Raw genomic sequence first — 15880 nt, forward strand, 5'->3', positions numbered from 1 at the left:
GGTGACCTCGCCCGGCGGGACCGTACGAGGCACAGCAGGCTGCGGGCGAGCCGCCGTTCTAGCCTTCGGTCAGGCCCGCAACGATGCGGCCGGCGGCGCGACGTGCGGCCCCGATACAGGCCGGAACACCTACTCCGTCGACGGCGGCCCCGGCGAGGGCCACGCCCGCCGGCAGCTGATCGAGGGCGGTCGCCATCGCCGCCAGGTGACCGGGGGCGAAGTGCGGCAGCCCGGTGGGCCACCGCTGCACGGCCACCGACTCCGGGACCGGCGCCGGCAGCCCGGCCGCGGCGAAGACCCGCTCGAGATCGGCGAGTGCGGCCGCGACCAGTAGATCGTCGGTCATCGTCACCGGCTCCCCCAGCCGTCCGAACGAGACGCGAAGCACCGGCGGCCCGGCCTCCGCCAGGTGCGGCCACTTCTGCGTCGACAGCGTCACCGCCTTCATCGCCAGATCCGCATCGGTGGCCACCAGGACCCCCGAATGGTCCGGCAGCACGGAGCCGGGCGCCAGCACGCAGGCCACCACCGCCGAGCCGGCCGCCTGCACCGCGCTCAGGGTCGCCGCGGCGTCGGCGGCCACCGAGGTCAGCATCGGTCCGGCCTGCCACGGCGGCACGGCGACGATCACCGCGTCATAGGACGCGGCCGCGCCGTCGGCGTCGGTCACCGTGTAGCCGGGACCGTCGGCGTCGATCGCCACCACCCGGGCGCCGATACGCACCAGCGCCCCGGACGCAGCGCGGAGAGCCTCGACCAGGGTTCGGTAGCCGCCCCGCAGCGCGCCGAAGACCGGTCCGGAGTTCTGTGCGGCGGCAACGCTGAGGCCGGTGACCGCCGCGGTGAGCGACGGCGCCCCCGCATCCAGTGCTCGGGCCAGACCCGGAATGGTCTCGACCAATCCGAGTTGGTCGGCCCGCGCCGAATAGACGCCGCCGAGCATCGGGTCGACGCTGCGCGCCACCACCTCGTCGCCGAACCGGTCGCGCACCAGGGCGCCGACCGAGATCGGCGTACCGGCCTCCCAGGTCCAGCCGCGCAGGGCCTCGTCGGCGATCTTCACGCGTACCCGGTCGTCGACCAGGTCGCCGAGCGACCCGGCTCCGGTCGGGATGCCCATCACCGCGGGCGTCGGCAACGAATGCAGTCCATCGCCGGACCACAGTGCCGGACGCAGCGGCCCCGGCGCACGCACGTGAGCGGCCAAACCGAGTTCGGCAACCAGCGCGGACGCCTCCGGACGACGAACGATGAACGCTTCGGCCCCGACGTCGACGGGCAGTCCGCCGATCAGCGGGGTGTGCAGCAGCCCACCCAGCCGATCGGTGGCCTCGAAGACCTCCACGAGGGCCTCGGCGCCGAGCGTGCGGCGCAGCGCGTAGGCAGCGGTGAGTCCGGAGACCCCGCCGCCGACCACCGCGACGCGCACGCTCACAAGGTGTGGATCAGCTCGACTGCGCGGGTGATCGCGTCCGCGTCGGTGCCCGGCATCACGCCGTGCCCGAGATTGAGGATGTGGCCGCGGGCGCCCGCCGCCACCGCACGCTCGCCCTCGCCGATGATGCGGCGCAGTTCGCGTTCCAGGACGGCGTCCCCGGCCATCAGGACGGTCGGATCCAGGTTGCCCTGGATGGCCACGCCGGGTTTGACGCGGGCGGCGGCCACATCCAGCGGCACCCGCCAGTCCACCCCGATCACGTCGGCGCCGACGTCGGTCATCGCGGACAGCAGCTCGCCGGTGCCCACACCGAAGTGGATGCGCGGCACGCCGTAGTCGGCGACCTCGGCCAGCACGCGCGCCGAATGCGGTGCCACATAGGTGAGGTAGTCGGCCTCCGACAGCGTGCCCGCCCAGGAGTCGAACAACTGCACCGCGTCGACGCCGGCGTCGAGTTGGGCGCGCAGGAAGGCGATGGTGACGTCAGCGATCTTGCCCATCAGCTGATTCCACAGCTCCGGATCGGCCCGCATCATCGTCTTGGTGCGCTCGTAGGTGCGGCTCGGTCCACCCTCGATGAGGTACGACGCCAAGGTGAACGGCGCACCGGCGAAACCGATCAGCGCCTTCTCCGCGGGCAGTTCGTCGAGGATCAGCCCGATCGCGGCGGTGACCGCGCCGACCTCCTCGGGCTCCAGTCGCGGCAGCGCCGCCACATCGGCGGCGGTGCGCACCGGATCGGCGATCACCGGGCCGGTGCCGGCCACGATGTCGAGGTCCACTCCGGCCGCCCGCAGCGGCACCACGATGTCGGAGAACAGGATCGCCGCATCCGTGTCGTGCCTGCGGACCGGCTGCATTGTGATCTCGCACACCAATTCCGCGTCGAAGCACGACTCCAACATGCCGCAATTGGCCCGGATCGCCCGGTATTCGGGCAGCGAACGCCCCGCCTGTCGCATGAACCACACCGGCCGTCGCGCCGGATCTTGCCCGTTCGCGGCCGCAATCAGCGGCATAGCGTCGCCGGACCGTCGCATCCTCTGCACCTGACTCATGGGGTCCACTGTGCCATGTCTGCGGAGCTCCGCAGAACCGGTGACGGCGCCCACACCGAGCACATCCGTCAGCGGCGCGCCTCCGGCCACAACGCCCCCGCGAGGCTTACCGTGACGCGTGTGACAACAGGAGCACAGCCCGAACCGGTCGACTTCACCCGCGCCGTCGCGTCCTTGGACGAGGCCGTGGTGCGCCCGGAGATAGAGGTCGGTTCCATCCGTCCGCCGCAGCGCTTGGCGCCGTACAGCTACGCCCTCGGCGTCGAGGTGGCGCCGCCGGAGGTGGGCGGCACGTCCTCGGCCGATACCGACGTGACCGGCAGCGCTTTCGGTCGCCTGGTCTTGCTCTACGACCCGGACGGGCAAGAGGCCTGGAACGGCACCTTCCGAATGGTCGCGTTCGTTCAGGCCGAAGTGGAGGCCGACCTCGCCAACGACCCGCTGCTGCCCGAAGTGGCCTGGGAATGGCTCACCGAGGCGCTCGGCGTCCCCAGCGGCAGCACCGAATCGGCGCCGTTGCTCGGCAGCGACACCCCCGCCGTCCTCGCGCTCGGCGGCACCGTCACCGCCACCACCTCGGTCCGGTACGGCGACATCGCCGGCCCGCCGCGCGCGCATCAACTCGAACTCCGCGCCTCGTGGACCGCGAGCAGCCCGGCCCTGGCGGGACACCTGGAAGCCTTCTGCGAGGTCCTGGCCAGCGCCGCCGGCCTGCCGCCCACCGGCGTGGCCACTCTCGGACGACCGGTCGGCCAGTGAGCGAGGCGGGGAACCCCGACACCGGGCACGTTGACGAGACGGAGAATCCGATCAGGCCGCTGTTGGCACCCGCCGACGGTGTTCCCGACCTGCTGAGCACCCCGGATCAGTTCGAGCGTGCGGCCGAACTCCTCGATTCCGGCACCGGCCCGATCGCCCTCGACACCGAACGCGCCAGCGGATACCGCTACTCGCAGCGCGCCTACCTGATCCAGGTGCGTCGCACCGGTGCGGGCAGCTTCCTGATCGACCCGATCGAGCATCCCGATGCGTTGGCACCGCTCGTCGAGGTGCTCGACGGCCCGGAGTGGATCCTGCACGCGGCCGACCAAGACCTGCCCTGCCTCACCGAACTGAACTTCCGCTGCGCCACGCTGTTCGACACCGAACTCGCCGGCCGCCTGCTGAACCTGCCCAAGGTGAACCTGGCCGCGATGGTCGCCGAGTTCCTGCAGCTCGGCCTGGCCAAGGGCCACGGTGCCGCGGACTGGTCGCACCGCCCGCTGCCCGACGAGTGGCTCAACTACGCCGCGCTCGACGTGGAAGCCCTGGTGGAGCTGCGCGATGCGATGACCACCGCCCTCGACGACGCCGGACGGCTGGACTGGGCCGTCCAGGAGTTCGCCTACGAACTGGTGAAGCCGACGCCGCCGCCGCGAACGGACCGCTGGCGTCGCACCTCCAACCTGCACACCCTGCGGACTCCGCGCCAGCTCGCCATCGTGCGGTCGCTGTGGACGGCCCGCGAGCAAGTGGCCGCCCGCCGCGATGTGGCGCCCGGCCGGGTCCTGCCGGATTCGGCGATCATCACCGCCGCCACCGCGGCCCCGACCACCGAGGCCGCGCTCACCAGGCTGCCGGTATTCGGCGGCCCCCGCCAGCGTCGCCAGGCCAAGGTGTGGATGGACGCCATCGCCGACGCGCTCGCCCTGTCCGACGCCGATCTGCCCCCGCGCAAACAGGCCGCCACCGGTCCCCCGCCGCTGAACCGGTGGGAGCAGCGCAATCCCGATGCTGCGCGCCGCGCACACGAGGTGCGGCCGGCGTTGAAAGAGCTCGCCGAGACCACCGCGGTCCCGATGGAGAACATGCTGGCCCCGGACACGGTGCGCGAGCTGTGCTGGCAGGGCCTGCCGCAGCATCGGGTGGCCGACGTGGACACCTGGCTGGCCGGCCGGGGCGCGCGGCCCTGGCAGCGCGATCTCACCGGGCAGCCGATCGCCGAAGCGCTCAGCCGAGCGTCGGATCCGAGCTGATCGTCTTCACCAGCGCGTCGGCGGTCAGACCGAAGTCGTCGAGCAGTTCGTCGCGCGTCGAGTGCGTCGCGAACTGCTGCGGCACGCCCAGCTGACGCACCGGGACGTCGACGTGCGCCGCCGAGAGCGTGCGCGCGATCGTCGCCCCGACTCCGCCCTGCACGCCGCCGTCCTCCAGCGTCACCACCAACCGGTGCGCGCGGGCCTGCTCGACGACGGAGTCCGGTACCGGAAGCACCCACCGCGGATCGACGACGGTGACGCCGACACCCTGTGCGGACAGCTCCTCCGCCACCTGAACGCCCAGGCCGGCGAAGGCACCGACCGCGACGAGCAGCACGTCGGGAGTCGTCGAGCGATAGAGCACGTCGACTCCGTCGCGGAGTCGTTCGAGCGCGGGGATCTCTTGCGGCACAGCGCCTTTGGAGAACCGCACTGCCGTCGGACCGTCGGCGACGTCGAGCGCCTCGCCCAGTTCTTCGCGGACGCGCTCGGCATCGCGCGGCGCCGCGACGCGCATGCCGGGCACGATCGCCATCAGCGACAGGTCCCACATGCCGTGGTGACTCGGCCCGTCCGGACCGGTCAGACCCGCCCGGTCGAGCACGAGGGTCACCGGGAGGTTCAGGAGCGCCACGTCCATCAGCAGCTGATCGAAGGCACGGTTGAGGAAGGTGGAGTAGATGGCGAGCACCGGGTGCATGCCGCCCAGTGCCAGCCCGGCGGCCGAGGCCATGCCGTGCTGCTCGGCGATGCCGACGTCGAACATCCGCGCGGGGTAGGTCTCGCCGAACGCCCGCAGGCCGGTGGGGCCGGGCATCGCGGCGGTGATCGCGACCACCTCGGGTCGCAGGTCGCCCTGCCGCACCAGTTCGGCGGAGAACACCGACGTCCAGTCCTCGGCGGCGGTGCCGTGCGCCACGCCGGTGCGCGGATCCATCTTGCCGGTGGCGTGCATCTGCTCGGCTTCGTCGTTCTCGGCCGGGGCGTAGCCCATGCCCTTGCGGGTCACCGTGTGGACGATCACCGGACCGCCGAAGGCCTTGGCCTGGGTGAACGCTTCTTCCAGCGCCGCCTGATCGTGACCGTCGACCGGTCCGACGTACTTGATGCCGAGGTCGGAGAACATGGCCTGCGGAGCGACGAGGTCTTTGACCCCGCTCTTGAGGCCGTGCAGCACGGCGTACGCGGCGGTGCCGACCACGGGCGTCTTCTGCAGCATGGTGCGGCCGCCGGCCAGGAACTTCTCGTAGCCCGGCTGCAGGCGCAGCCCGGACAGGTGGCTGGCGAGGCCGCCGATGGTGGGCGCGTAGGAGCGACCGTTGTCATTGACGACGATCACCACCGGACGGTCGCCGTCGGCGATGTTGTTCAACGCCTCCCAGCACATGCCGCCGGTCAGGGCGCCGTCGCCCACCACCGCGACCACCGTGCGGTCGCTGCCAGCCAACTCGAAGGCCTTGGACAGTCCGTCCGCGTTGGAGAGTGCCGCCGAGGCGTGCGAGGACTCGATCCAGTCGTGCGGGCTCTCCCGCCGATCCTGGTAGCCGGTCAGGCCGTCGCGCTGGCGCAGCGTGTCGAAACCGTCCTTGCGACCGGTGACGATCTTGTGGACGTAGCACTGGTGGCCGGTGTCGAAGAGGATCGGATCGGTCGGCGAATCGAAGACCCGGTGCAGCGCGAGCGTCAGCTCCACCACGCCGAGGTTCGGCCCGAGGTGCCCGCCGGTCGCCGCCACCTTCTCGATCAGGAATTCCCGGATCTCGGTGGCGAGTTCGAGCATCTCGTCGGCGCTGAGGGCGCGCAGGTCCGCCGGCGAATCCACCTGATCGAGCACTCCCATGCGAACCTCCTACGCGGTCGACGACCATACGTCCGTGAGCGCCGTCAATCGGCGCCGATGCCAGATAGTCTACGGACTCTCCAGAAGGGCGATCGCCTCCATATGGCGTGTCCGCGGGAAGGCGTCGAAACCCTGCCACGCGGTGACCCGATATCCGTGTGTGACGTAGTCACGCAGGTCGCGAGCGAAGGCGGCCGCATCACAACCGACGTGCACCACCGCGCGCGGCTGCGCGGCAGCGATCGCGGCGACCACCGCCGCGCCCGCACCGCGCCGAGGTGGATCGACGATCACCACGTCCGGCGTGCTCAGGCCGCCGATCACCGCCGCACTGTCGCCGCGATGGGCGGTGACCGGGGCGTCCCCGAGCGCGTCGGCGGCGGCCGCGAGCGCGCCCGGATCGGTCTCCACCAGGTCGATGTGCGCCACCGGGAGCGCGCCGTCGAGCAGTCCCGCGCCGAGGACGCCGGCACCGCCGTACAGGTCCCACACGCGCAGGCCCGCGGGCAGACCGTCCACGGCGCCGACGTAGCGGCGCACCGTCTCGGCGTAGGTCGCCGGGGCGGACCGGTGGGCCTGCCAGAAGCCGGTCACCGGAATCGACCAGGTGTGGCCGCCCACCGTCTGCGTCACCGCCCCGTCGCCCTCGAGGACGCGGGTGGTCCGGTCGCGTCCGGCGCTGTGCCGGGCCCGCTGGGCCGACGCCCGACGTCCACCGCGACGCGGCCTCGCCACCGGCGACAGTTGTGCGGCATGGCGGCGTCCGTCCGAGCCCATGGCGAGCACCAGTTCGCTCCCGGGCACTGCGCCCAGCGCGGCCGCCCCGGCGAGCAGTCCGTCGACCGGCGCGACGCAGGGTGTGGTGATCAGGTCCGACGAGCCGCGCTCCCGCAGCCCGACCGCGCCGTCGGCACCCACCGCGAGGCGGGTCCGCACCCGCCAGCCGTCGGCGTCCGGCCCGAGCGCCGTGACCGTCGGTGCGGCCGGGGCCGGGTCGTCGGGCCCGAATCGCCCGAGGCGGGTGAGTACGTCGGCCAGGACGCCGGCGTGCAGCTCCCGCGCGTACTCGGCGCTCACGTACGACAGGTCGCAGCAGCCGGCGCCGGCCGCGGAGGCGGGGCAGCTCGGATCGATCCGATGCGGTGAGGCGTCCAGCACCTCCAGCGTGACGGCGCGCGCGAAAGCGGCCTTCTGCTCGTCGATCCGCGCCCGCACCCGTTCCCCGGGCAGGGCGCCGGCGACGAATACCACTCGCCCGTCGTCCGCGTGGGCCACCCCGGCGCCGCCGTTGGCGAAGCCGGTGACGGTCAGGTCGAGGGTCGACGGTGCGGGGTTCGAGGATGCGGGGTTCGACGGGGCGGTCACGGCTGATCCCTCGGAGGAGTGACACCGAAGCCGCGGCGGGTGTCGCCGGGCGCGATGTATTCGACTTCGCTGCGCTTGGCGGCCCGGTTCGACGAGTCGAGCTGCCACGGCACCGAGGTGACCATGACGCCCGGTTCGAACAGCAGGCGCGTCTTCAGTCGCAGCGCGGACTGGTTGTGCAGGATGTGCTCCCACCAGTGGCCCACCACGTACTCCGGGATGAACACGGTCACCACGTCGCGCGGCGCGGCCGCGCGGATGCGGCGCACATAGGTGATCACCGGTCGGGTCACGTCGCGGTACGGCGAGGCGATCACCTTCAGCGGGATGCTGATGTCGCTCTCCTCCCACTTCGAGACCAGGATGCGGGTGGCCCGATCATCGACGTTCACCGTGACCGCCTCGAGCGTGTCCGGCCGCGTGGCGCGCGCATACCGCAGCGCCCGCAGGGTGGGGATGAGCAACGACGACACCAGCACGATGGAGTGGGTCCGACTGGGCAGCACCCCGTCGTCTTCCTCCGCCGCGGCCTCCAGTTCCGATTCGATGGCCGTGTAGTGCCGGTGCACCAGCTTCATCAGCACGAACATGATGACCATCACGAGCACCGCGATCCACGCACCGGAGGTGAACTTGGTCAGCAGGACCACCACGAGCACGGTGCCGGTCATCACCATGCCGACCGCGTTCACCACCCGCGAGCGGATCATCCGGCCGCGGGCGTCGGGATCGGTCTCGGTCTTCAGCAGACGCGTCCAGTGCCGGACCATGCCGGTCTGGCTCAGCGTGAACGACACGAAGACGCCCACGATGTACAGCTGGATCAGCCGTGTCACCTCGGCGTCGAAGGCGATCACGAAGCCGATGGCGACCAGCGCCAGGAACACGATGCCGTTGCTGAAGGCCAGCCGGTCGCCGCGGGTGTGCAGCTGACGCGGCAGGTAGCGGTCCTGCGCGAGCACCGAGCCGAGCACCGGGAAGCCGTTGAAAGCAGTGTTGGCCGCCAACAGCAGAATCAAGGCGGTGACGACGGCGATGACGTAGAAGCCGAGCGGGAAACCGGCGAACACGGTCTCGGCGAGCTGCGCCAGAATCGCCTTCTGCTGATACCCGTCGGGCAAGCCGGCCAGTTCGGCCTGCGGGTCGAGCACGTATTTGGCGTGCAGCTTCTCGCCGAGCACCACGATGCCGAGCAGCAGCGTGATCGAGAACGCGCCGAGCAGCAGCAGCGTGGTGGCGGCGTTGCGCGACTTGGGCTTCTCGAAGGCGGGCACGCCGTTGCTGATCGCCTCCACACCGGTCAGCGCCGCACAGCCGGAGGTGAACGACCGCGCGACGAGGAAGACCATGGCCAGCGTGGTGAAGTCGCTCTGGTCGGCCACCAGGTCGTACTGCGCGGTCCCGGCCTGCAGGTCCCGGCCCATCAGAAAGATCTGCACGAAGCCCCAGATCAGCATGCTCAGCACACCGAGAATGAAGGCGTAGGTCGGGATGGCCATCAGGAATCCCGACTCGCGGACGCCGCGCAGATTGACCGCCGCCACCAGCGCGATGCCGAGGATGCAGAACAGCAACTTGTGCTCGTGTACGAAGGGGATCGCCGAGCCGATGTTCTCCGCGGCGGCGGTCACCGAGACCGCGACGGTGAGGACGTAGTCCACCAGCAGCGCCGCGCCCACGGTGAGGCCGGCGTTCGGGCCGAGGTTGGCGGTGGCCACCTCGTAGTCGCCGCCGCCGGACGGGTAGGCGTGCACGTTCTGCCGGTAGCTGGCCACCACCACGACCATCACCACCGCCACCGCCAGCCCCACCCACGGGGCGAACGAGTACGCACTGATTCCGGCCAGCGACAGCACCAGGAAGATCTCTTGCGGCGCGTACGCCACCGAGCTCATCGCGTCCGAGGAGAAGACCGGCAGCGCAATGCGTTTGGGCAGCAGCGTGGACCCGAGTCGATCACTGCGAAAAGGGCGCCCCAGCAGCAGCCGTTTGGTCGCCGTGGTGGCCGAGGTGAATCCAGGCACCCCGCAACAGTAGGCCTGACGGGGGGTAACGTCCATCGAGTGCGAGTAATCATCATGGGCTGCGGGCGCGTAGGGGCCGGACTGGCCAGCGCGATGTCGCGTCGCGGCCACCATGTGGTCGTCATCGACCAGGATCAGAACGCCTTCGCCCGACTCGATTCCGACTTCACCGGCGAGGCCGTCACCGGCGTCGGCTTCGACCGCGATGTGCTCATCGAAGCCGGTGTGCAGACCGCCGACGCCTTCGCCGCCGTCTCCTCCGGCGACAACTCCAACATCATCTCGGCGCGCGTGGCTCGCGAGACCTTCGGCGTGCAGCACGTCGTCGCCCGGATCTACGACGCCAAGCGCGCCGCCGTCTACGAGCGCCTGGGCATTCCGACAGTCGCGACCGTCCCGTGGACCACCGAGCGGTTCATCACGGCGCTGGGCGAGACCCCGCAGGCGCCGCTGTGGCACGACCCGACCGGCGCCCTGGTGCTGGCTCAGGTGGACGTGCACGAAGAGTGGTTCGGCGTGAGCTGCGCCAAATTCCAGGAGCTGACCGGCGCCCGCATCGCTTTCCTGCAGCGCCTCGGCAGCCCGATGCTGCCGGAACCGCGCAGCGTGCTGCAGGCCGAGGACGACGTCTTCGTCGCCACGCTCGCCGCCCATCTCGACAACGCGCGCGCCGCGGCCAAACTCCCGCCCGCCGAAGGAGACAACACGTGAAGGTCGCGATCGCCGGAGCCGGCGCCGTGGGCCGGGCCATCGCCCGGGAACTCGTGATCAACGGCCACGCCGTCACCCTGATCGAGAAGAACGCCCGCAACCTCAAACCGGAGTTCCTGCCCGAGGCCACCTGGGTGCAGGCCGATGCCTGCGAGCTGCGCGACCTGGAGCGGGCGCAGTTGCAGACCTTCGACGTGATGATCGCCGCGACCGGCGACGACAAGGCCAATCTGGTGGTGAGCCTGCTGGCCACCACCGAGTTCGCGGTCAACCGCGTCGTGGCCCGCGTCAACGATCCCCGCAACGAATGGCTGTTCAACGACGACTGGGGTGTCGACGTGGCCGTCTCCACCCCGCGGCTGATGGCGGCCCTCGTGGAGGAGGCGGTCAGCGTCGGCGATCTGGTGCGGTTGATGACCTTCCGTCAGGGCCAGGCCAACCTGGTGGAGCTCACCCTGCCCGACGACACCCCGCTCGCCGGCAAGGCCGTCCGTCGTCTCCAACTCCCCCGCGATGTCGCCCTGGTGACCATCATCCGTGGGCGTCGCGTGATCGTGCCGCAGCCCGACGACGCTCTCGAGGGCGGCGACGAGCTCGTCTTCATCGCTCCGGAGGAAGCCGAAAGCGAACTCGCACAGGTCATCTGCGCAGCGCCCTGACCGGCACAGAAGGGTCCGGCCCCGGCCGGAAATACCCGCCCTGACAAGGACTTTCGTCCCGGTGAGAGCTTCGCCACTTAAATTGGTAGCGGGCATGCGGATTATGTTCTGATCGGTGCGTGCAACTGACTCGCTTCACCGACATCGGCCTCCGCGTTCTCATGCGCCTCGCCGCCGACGAGGCCGACGTCCTGCACACCAGCCGCGGCCTCGCGAGCGAACTCGAAGTCCCCTACGCCCACGTCGCCAAGGTGGTCAGCCGCCTCGCCGAGATCGGCGTGGTGCATGCGCGCCGCGGCCGCGCCGGCGGGCTGATGATCACCGAACTCGGCCGCACCGCGGGCGTCGGCTGGGTCACCCGGCAGCTCGAAGGCGACGCCGACGTCGTCGACTGCGACGGCCCGACGCCCTGCCCGCTGCGCGCCGGCTGCACGCTGCGCGGCGCACTGGCACGCGCCCAACGAGCCTTCTACGAAAGCCTCGACACCCTGACCGTCGCCGACCTGATCGTCGCCGGTCCCACCCGAGTGCGCTTCCTCAGCGATCCTGCACTCCCCCTCAGCTCCCGCGCGGACGACGCGCGGGCCCGGGCGGCCAGTGATGACCGTCTTCGTCCCTCCACCGCAGAGAACAGGAATCCACGATGATCTCCGACCAGACGCGCGCCGTCCTCGCCGCGACCCTGCCCGCAGTCGAAGGTGCCCTCGACGACATCACGCCGAACTTCTACCAGCGCATGTTCGCCGCGCACCCGGAGCTGCTCGACAACCTGTTCAACCGCGCCAATCAGAAGATCGGCACCCAGCCCAAGGTGCTCGCCGGTTCCATCGCCGCGTTCGCCCGCCTGCAGCTGATGCCCGACGCGGCGCAGCAGAAGTTCATCATCGAGCGGGTCGCGCACAAGCACGCCTCGCTCGGCGTGGTCGCCGACCAGTACCCGATCGTGCACGAGCACCTGTTCGCCGCGATCGTCGAGGTCCTCGGCGAGGCGGTCACCCCCGAGGTCGCCGCAGCCTGGGACGAGCTGTACTGGGAGATGGCCAATACGCTGATCGGCCGCGAGAACGAGCTGTACGCCGACGCCGGCGTGACCCCCGGCGACGTCTGGCGCGACGTGGTGATCGGCGAGCGCGAGCAGGTGGCCCCGGACGCGGTCTCGTTCACCGTCGCCGCCCGCGACGGCGCGCTGCCGTCGTTCACCCCGGGCCAGTACATCTCGGTGCAGGTGCCGCTGGACGACGGCGCCCACCAGATCCGCCAGTACAGCCTCACCGGCGCACCGAACGATCCGCAGTGGCGCTTCTCGGTCAAGCTCGACGGCGAGGTGTCCTCGTACCTGCACGAGCGCGTCTTCGAGGGCGACACCCTGCACGTCAGCACCCCGTTCGGCGATCTCGCGCTGCCCGAGGGCGACGCCCCGCTGCTGCTGGCCTCCGCTGGCATCGGCTGCACCCCGGTGATCGGCCTGTTGCACCACCTGGTGCAGACCGGCGACACCCGACCCGTGCACGTCCTGCACGCCGACCGGTCGCGGTCGCGTCAGCCGCACCGCGGTGAGCTTGCCGACCTCGTCGACAAGCTGCCGCAGGCCCGCCTGGAGCAGTGGTACGAGAACGGCCACGACGCCGGCGACGGCGCTCGGATCGGTTTCATGTCGCTCGACGACATCTCGATCGCCCCGGAGACGGTGGCTCTGCTGTGCGGCCCGGCCGGCTTCCTGAGTTCGGTCCGCGGTTCGCTGCTCGCCAAGGATCTGCCCGAGGAGCGCATCCACTACGAGACCTTCGGTCCCGAACTGGTGCGCGTCGGCGGCCGCGGATGAGTGCGACGCTCTCCACCGGGGTGGCCCTGGTGTTCGTGTGGCTCGGCATGGTGCTGGCCATCTCGTTCCTCGAAGCGCCGCTCAAGTTCCAGGCGCCGGGGATCACCATTCCCCTGGGCCTGGGCATCGGTCGCCTGGTGTTCCGTGCGCTGAATGCGGTGGAGAGCGTCCTCGCCGTCACCCTGGTGGTGACGGCTGCGGTGGCCGACGACTGGTCCCGCTCAGTGATCTACGGGTTGATCGTCGCGGTCGGCGCACTGGCACTGCAGGTGCTGGCCGTCCGGCCGGCCCTGTCCCGGCGGACCGCGGCGGTCCTCGCCGACCCGGAGAACGTCCCGGCGCAGCGGAGCCGTGCGCACCTGGCCTATGTGGCCTGCGAACTGGTGAAGGTCGGTGGCCTGCTGACCGCCGGTATCGCGCTGCTGTTGTAGAACTGCTGCGCTCAGTCTTGGAGGGAATGCAGCTCGTAGTACGGGTTGTAGATCACCTTCATGCCGTCGACGGTGGCTACCCGGCCGCGCACGGTGATCTTGCGACCCGGCTCGATCCCGGGAATCCGACTGCGGCCCAACCACTTCAGCAGCACGGTGTCGCTGCCATCGAAGAACTCGGCCTCCACGCCCGTCTTGGTGCTGCGCGAACAGGTCTGCACCGTGCGCAACTCGCCGATCATCGTCGCCTCATCGCCGCGCAGACAGTCCGCGGCGCGCTGCGCGCCCTCGGCCCGCGACTCGCGTTCAATACGGTCGGTGTCGAGGACCTCGAGGTCCTCGGTGAGCATCCGACCCAGGCGCTTGACGAGCCCTGACGTACCCATGCCATCCTCCGAAGCAACGGAACTAGTGCGACCACACTGTACAACGCAACGGAAGGCGGGGTTATGCCGACGGTGATCCTGATGGCCGGTACCGGTTCGGACGACGACTACCTGCGCCGCAGTTTCGGCCCGGCCGTGGCCGAAGCGGTGGCTGACCTGCAGGCATTGGCCCCCTCGGCCCGACTGATCGACGACTACCTCGACGCCCTCGACGCGGCCGCCGACGCCGCGGCCGCCGCGGGCACCACGGTCGTCGTCGGCGGCGTCTCGATCGGCGCGGTGGTCGCCCTGCGCTGGGTCCTCGACCGCGGCGGGGCGCACTGCAGCGGCGTGCTCGCGGCGCTGCCGCCGTGGTCCGGCCCGGTCGGCGACAGCCTCGCCGCGCTCAGCGCACGCGTGACCGCCGACGCCGTGGAACGCGACGGCCTAGAACCCACGATCGCCGCGATGGCGGCCACCAGCCCGCCGTGGCTGGCCGCCGAACTGAGCCGGTCGTGGCGCGCCCTGGCCGACCGCGATCTGGTGGGGCAGTTGCGCACTGCGGCCGCTTACCGCGCGCCGACTCTGGCCGAGATCGCCGAGCTTCCGGTCCCGTTGGCGATCGCGGGTGCCCTCGACGACCCGCTGCACCCGATCGAGGTGGCCCGCGACTGGGCGCGGGCGGCCCCGCACGCGGCGCTCACCGAGATCCCGCTGTCCGAGTGGGGCCCGCAGCCCCATCTCCTCGGCGCGGCCTGTGTGGACGCCTGGCGCGATCTCTAGGCGCTAGCGGCGACGACGCTTCCGGCTGCTGCGCAGACGCTGCATGGCCGAGCCCTCCGACGGCGGACTCACCTGCGCGTCCTGCTCCGCTTCGTCGTCGGTGACGAGGTCCGGCTCGGCCGCCGCCTCGTCGGTGAAGACCGTTGCCGCCGCAGCCTGTTCCACCGCGCCGCCGGGCACCGTCTCCGCGGCCGACGCTGGTTCGGTCGGTTCGGCCGTTGGCGCCGCGCTCAGCGGGGACGACGGTGCGCCCTCGGCCGGCACCTGTCCGGCCTCGGCGGCCATGTTCTGCTGGGCTGCGGCCACCTGCTCGGCAAGGACCTGCGGGAGCACCAGCGGCAGCAGGTCCCGCGGCGGGAACGGCTCGTTGCCGCGACGCACCACGGTCTCGGCCAGCACGGCGCGGGCCAGCTGCGCCAACTGCGGCGCGGCCTCGTCGGGCCCGCTCGCCACGCACCGCACCATCCAGCGGGGACCGTCGACCCCAATGAACCGGTGTTGACCGCCGGGCACCGCGGCCACCACTTCGCGACCCCAGTGGCCGTCCTCCGCGCTCGCCTGGGCGCCCTCGCCGCTCAGCGACTCCATCAGTTCCCGTGCCACCTCGCGCCACAGACCGCCGCTGCGCGGTGCCGCGAAGGCGTGCACGCCGATCCGGCCCACCGGGGTCACCAGGTAGACCGCTTCAGGTTCGTTCGCCGCGGACATCTCGACGGTCACTTGACCGCCCTCCACCACGGGCACCAGGACCGATCCGAGATCCAGGTGCGAATTGGCCAGGTCGGCGGCCGGGGTGGCCAACTCCCCCAGGTCGTAGGGTCCGGCGCCGTCGCCGATGGTGTGCTTGCTGGTGTCGCTGGTCGCCATTGCTCAACCCTCCGGAGTATCGGTCGCCGAATGCAGAATTGCGTGCCCGCCGCTGGAGCCGTAGCCGCCCGTCCCGCGCGCGGTCTCGTCCAGGGTGGTCACCTCGATGATCTCCGGCAACTCCACCTTCTGCACCAGCAGTTGTGCGATGCGGTCGCCGCGGGCGATCTGAATCGACGACTCGGGATCGAGGTTGATCAGGCACACCTTGATCTCCCCGCGGTAGCCGGCGTCGATGGTGCCGGGCGCGTTGACGATCGACAGGCCCGCGCGGGCGGCCAGACCCGACCGCGGGTGCACCAGGCCGACGGTGCCGTGCGGCAGCGCGATGGCGATACCGGTGCCCACCACCTGCCGCCGCCCGGGACCCAGCTCCAGGTCGGTGGTGGAGTACAGGTCGACACCCGCATCACCGGGGTGAGCGCGGGCCGGAAGCGGCAGATCGGGGTCGAGCCGCACCACAGGCAGCGGTTCGTAGTGGAGTTCTGAGGTCACGCAC

The 15880-nt window shown here is 71.0% G+C and carries 16 protein-coding genes; 8 read left to right on the forward strand and 8 right to left on the reverse strand.

What is annotated here, in order from left to right:
* Positions 1-58: 58 nt before the first annotated feature.
* Positions 59-1435 carry a protoporphyrinogen oxidase gene (gene hemG, locus ABD989_RS02740; protein ID WP_345312341.1) on the reverse strand — a complete coding sequence of 459 codons (1377 nt, stop codon included), beginning with the start codon at positions 1433-1435 and terminating at the stop codon, positions 59-61.
* Positions 1432-2457, reverse strand: coding sequence for a uroporphyrinogen decarboxylase (hemE, locus tag ABD989_RS02745; protein ID WP_345312478.1), 1026 nt, complete (start codon positions 2455-2457; stop codon positions 1432-1434). The genes hemG and hemE overlap by 4 nt, the downstream gene beginning before the upstream one ends.
* 159 nt (positions 2458-2616) lie before the next feature.
* Here hemE and ABD989_RS02750 point away from each other — a divergent pair, with 159 nt between their 5' ends.
* Positions 2617-3255 (forward strand): DUF3000 domain-containing protein, encoded by a 639-nt coding sequence (locus ABD989_RS02750; protein WP_345312342.1) that lies wholly within the window; start codon positions 2617-2619, stop codon positions 3253-3255.
* Positions 3252-4511 carry an HRDC domain-containing protein gene (locus ABD989_RS02755; RefSeq protein WP_345312343.1) on the forward strand — a complete coding sequence of 420 codons (1260 nt, stop codon included), beginning with the start codon at positions 3252-3254 and terminating at the stop codon, positions 4509-4511. Before ABD989_RS02750 ends, ABD989_RS02755 begins: the two co-directional genes overlap by 4 nt.
* On the opposite strand, the gene dxs is transcribed toward ABD989_RS02755, so the two are convergent.
* The 3 genes from dxs to ABD989_RS02770 form a co-directional block, all read right to left on the reverse strand.
* A complete protein-coding gene (gene dxs / locus ABD989_RS02760) occupies positions 4486-6354 on the reverse strand; it encodes a 1-deoxy-D-xylulose-5-phosphate synthase (protein ID WP_345312344.1) in 1869 nt (622 codons plus the stop codon). The two genes, ABD989_RS02755 and dxs, sit on opposite strands and share 26 nt — an antisense overlap.
* A 69-nt stretch (positions 6355-6423) precedes the next feature.
* The gene (locus ABD989_RS02765; RefSeq protein WP_345312345.1) at positions 6424-7719 is read right to left on the reverse strand and encodes a class I SAM-dependent RNA methyltransferase; all 1296 of its coding nucleotides are present in this window, start codon (positions 7717-7719) and stop codon (positions 6424-6426) included.
* Positions 7716-9743 (reverse strand): APC family permease, encoded by a 2028-nt coding sequence (locus tag ABD989_RS02770; protein WP_345312346.1) that lies wholly within the window; start codon positions 9741-9743, stop codon positions 7716-7718. The genes ABD989_RS02765 and ABD989_RS02770 overlap by 4 nt, the downstream gene beginning before the upstream one ends.
* 39 nt (positions 9744-9782) lie before the next feature.
* Here ABD989_RS02770 and ABD989_RS02775 point away from each other — a divergent pair, with 39 nt between their 5' ends.
* The 5 genes from ABD989_RS02775 to ABD989_RS02795 all read left to right on the forward strand — a co-directional run bounded on the left by ABD989_RS02775 (position 9783) and on the right by ABD989_RS02795 (position 13366).
* A complete protein-coding gene (locus ABD989_RS02775) occupies positions 9783-10454 on the forward strand; it encodes a potassium channel family protein (RefSeq protein WP_345312347.1) in 672 nt (223 codons plus the stop codon).
* Entirely contained in the window at positions 10451-11113 is a 663-nt protein-coding gene (locus ABD989_RS02780) for a potassium channel family protein (RefSeq protein ID WP_345312348.1), read from the forward strand. The genes ABD989_RS02775 and ABD989_RS02780 overlap by 4 nt, the downstream gene beginning before the upstream one ends.
* A gap of 119 nt (positions 11114-11232) precedes the next feature.
* Positions 11233-11760, forward strand: a complete 528-nt coding sequence (locus ABD989_RS02785) for an RrF2 family transcriptional regulator (protein WP_345312349.1) — start codon at positions 11233-11235, stop codon at positions 11758-11760.
* Positions 11757-12935 carry a globin domain-containing protein gene (locus ABD989_RS02790; protein ID WP_345312350.1) on the forward strand — a complete coding sequence of 393 codons (1179 nt, stop codon included), beginning with the start codon at positions 11757-11759 and terminating at the stop codon, positions 12933-12935. The genes ABD989_RS02785 and ABD989_RS02790 overlap by 4 nt, the downstream gene beginning before the upstream one ends.
* On the forward strand, positions 12932-13366 hold the full coding sequence (locus ABD989_RS02795) for a hypothetical protein (RefSeq protein WP_345312351.1): 435 nt from the start codon (positions 12932-12934) through the stop codon (positions 13364-13366). The genes ABD989_RS02790 and ABD989_RS02795 overlap by 4 nt, the downstream gene beginning before the upstream one ends.
* Positions 13367-13377: 11 nt before the next feature.
* Here ABD989_RS02795 and ABD989_RS02800 read toward each other — a convergent pair whose 3' ends face one another.
* Complete coding sequence (locus tag ABD989_RS02800) at positions 13378-13752, reverse strand: OB-fold nucleic acid binding domain-containing protein (protein ID WP_345312352.1); 375 nt, start codon at positions 13750-13752, stop codon at positions 13378-13380.
* Between the two features lie 63 nt (positions 13753-13815).
* Between ABD989_RS02800 and ABD989_RS02805 the strand changes: the two genes are divergently transcribed.
* Positions 13816-14514, forward strand: coding sequence for an alpha/beta fold hydrolase (locus ABD989_RS02805; RefSeq protein WP_345312353.1), 699 nt, complete (start codon positions 13816-13818; stop codon positions 14512-14514).
* Positions 14515-14517: 3 nt separating this feature from the next.
* Here the strand turns inward: ABD989_RS02805 and ABD989_RS02810 are convergent, their stop codons facing one another.
* A complete protein-coding gene (locus tag ABD989_RS02810; RefSeq protein WP_345312354.1) occupies positions 14518-15381 on the reverse strand; it encodes a DUF3710 domain-containing protein in 864 nt (287 codons plus the stop codon).
* Between the two features lie 3 nt (positions 15382-15384).
* Positions 15385-15876 (reverse strand): dUTP diphosphatase, encoded by a 492-nt coding sequence (dut, locus tag ABD989_RS02815; protein WP_345312355.1) that lies wholly within the window; start codon positions 15874-15876, stop codon positions 15385-15387.
* Between the last annotated feature and the right edge of the window lie 4 nt (positions 15877-15880).

It is taken from the genome of Gordonia alkaliphila, assembly GCF_039542465.1.
Classification (GTDB): Bacteria; Actinomycetota; Actinomycetes; order Mycobacteriales; family Mycobacteriaceae; genus Gordonia; species Gordonia alkaliphila.